Raw genomic sequence first — 1,621 nt, 5'->3', positions numbered from 1 at the left:
TGGCGGATCGGTCCGCGGTGGAGGCGTTGCTGGCCGTGGTCGGTCGGGTCGACGCGGTCGTGCACGCGGCCGGTGTGGGCGAGGACGTGGCGCTGGTCGACGCGGACGAGGCGCATCTGGACCGGGTGATCCGGGGCAAGGCCGACGGGGCGCTGCACCTGGACGCGCTGGTCGGTACGGATCTCGACGCGTTCGTGGTGTTCTCGTCCATCTCGGCGACATGGGGCAGCAGTCGGCAGGCCGCGTACGGGGCGGCGAACACCGCTCTCGACGCCCTGGTCCTGCGCCGACGGGCCGCCGGGCTTCCCGGTACGTCGGTCGCCTGGGGTCCCTGGGCGAGCGTCGGCATGGCGGCCGACGTCGAGGCCGCCGCTTCGCTCCGCAGGCAGGGCCTGGTGGGGATGGCTCCCGATCGCGCCGTGGCCGCGCTGGCCCGGGCCGTGGGCGCCGGGGACGACCTGGTCACGGTCGCGGACGTGCGGTGGTCGGAGTTCCTGCCGCTGTTCACGGCGGCGCGTGAGCGGCCGTTCCTGGCCGACCTGCCGGAGGCCGCCGAGTCGGCCACCGTGCCGGAGCCGGGTACCGGGCTGGCCGCCCGGTTGGCGGGTCTGTCGTCGGCGGAGCGGCAGCGGACCGTGCTGGAGCTGGTCCGGGCCGAGGTCGCGGCGGCTCTCGGCCATGCGTCGGCCGGGGAGATCGAGGCGTCTCGGGCCTTCAAGGAGCTGGGCTTCGACTCGCTGACGGCCGTCGAGCTGCGGAACCGGTTGCAGGCCGCGACCGGGCTGGCGCTGCCGGCGACGCTGGCGTTCGACTACCCGAGCGCCGAGCGGCTCGCCGCGTTCGTCCTGGCCGAGGTGGGAGGCGCGGAGGCGGCCGGTCCTGCCGTTCCGGCGCTCGCTGTCGCCACCGACGACGATCCGGTGGTGATCGTCGGGATGGGCCTGCGGCTGCCCGGCGGGGTGGACTCTCCGGAACGGTTCTGGGAGTTGCTCTCCGCAGGCGAGGACGGGATCGGGGCGTTCCCGACGGATCGTGGGTGGGATCTGGAGGGGTTGTACCACCCGGATCCGGAGCATGCGGGGACGTTCTACGCCCGGGAGGGCGGGTTCCTGTACGGCGCGGGCGAGTTCGATGCGGGGCTGTTCGGGATCTCGCCGCGTGAGGCGTTGGCGATGGATCCGCAGCAGCGCCTGTTGCTGGAGACCTCGTGGGAGTCGTTCGAACGGGCAGGCGTGGACCCACGGGCCGGACTGGCCGGACACCCGGTCGGCGTGTTCGTCGGTGCCTCGTTCATGGGGTACGGCTCCGGACCGGTCGAGGATGCTGACGGTGTGGAGGGGCATCTGCTGACGGGTACGGCTTCGTCGGTGATGTCGGGGCGGATCTCGTACACGTTCGGCCTGGAGGGGCCGGCGGTGACGGTGGACACGGCGTGCTCGTCGTCGTTGGTGGCCCTGCATCTGGCGGTGCAGGCGCTGCGGTCGGGTGAGTGCTCGATGGCGCTGGTCGGTGGTGTGACGGTCATGCCGACGCCGGATGTGTTCGTGGAGTTCTCGCGTCAGCGGGGTCTGGCGCCGGACGGCCGGTGCAAGTCGTTCGGTGCGGGTGCGGACGGGACGGG

At 73.1% G+C, this 1,621-nt stretch carries 1 protein-coding gene; it reads left to right on the top strand.

From position 1 onward, the window contains the following. On the top strand, positions 1–1,621 hold a 1,621-nt coding region (locus PUR56_RS00230), incomplete at both ends, for a beta-ketoacyl synthase N-terminal-like domain-containing protein (protein WP_329947338.1).

Source organism: Streptomyces sp. BE303 (assembly GCF_036290945.1).
GTDB lineage: Bacteria > Actinomycetota > Actinomycetes > Streptomycetales > Streptomycetaceae > Kitasatospora.
This window is presented reverse-complemented; position numbering and strand designations above follow the sequence as displayed.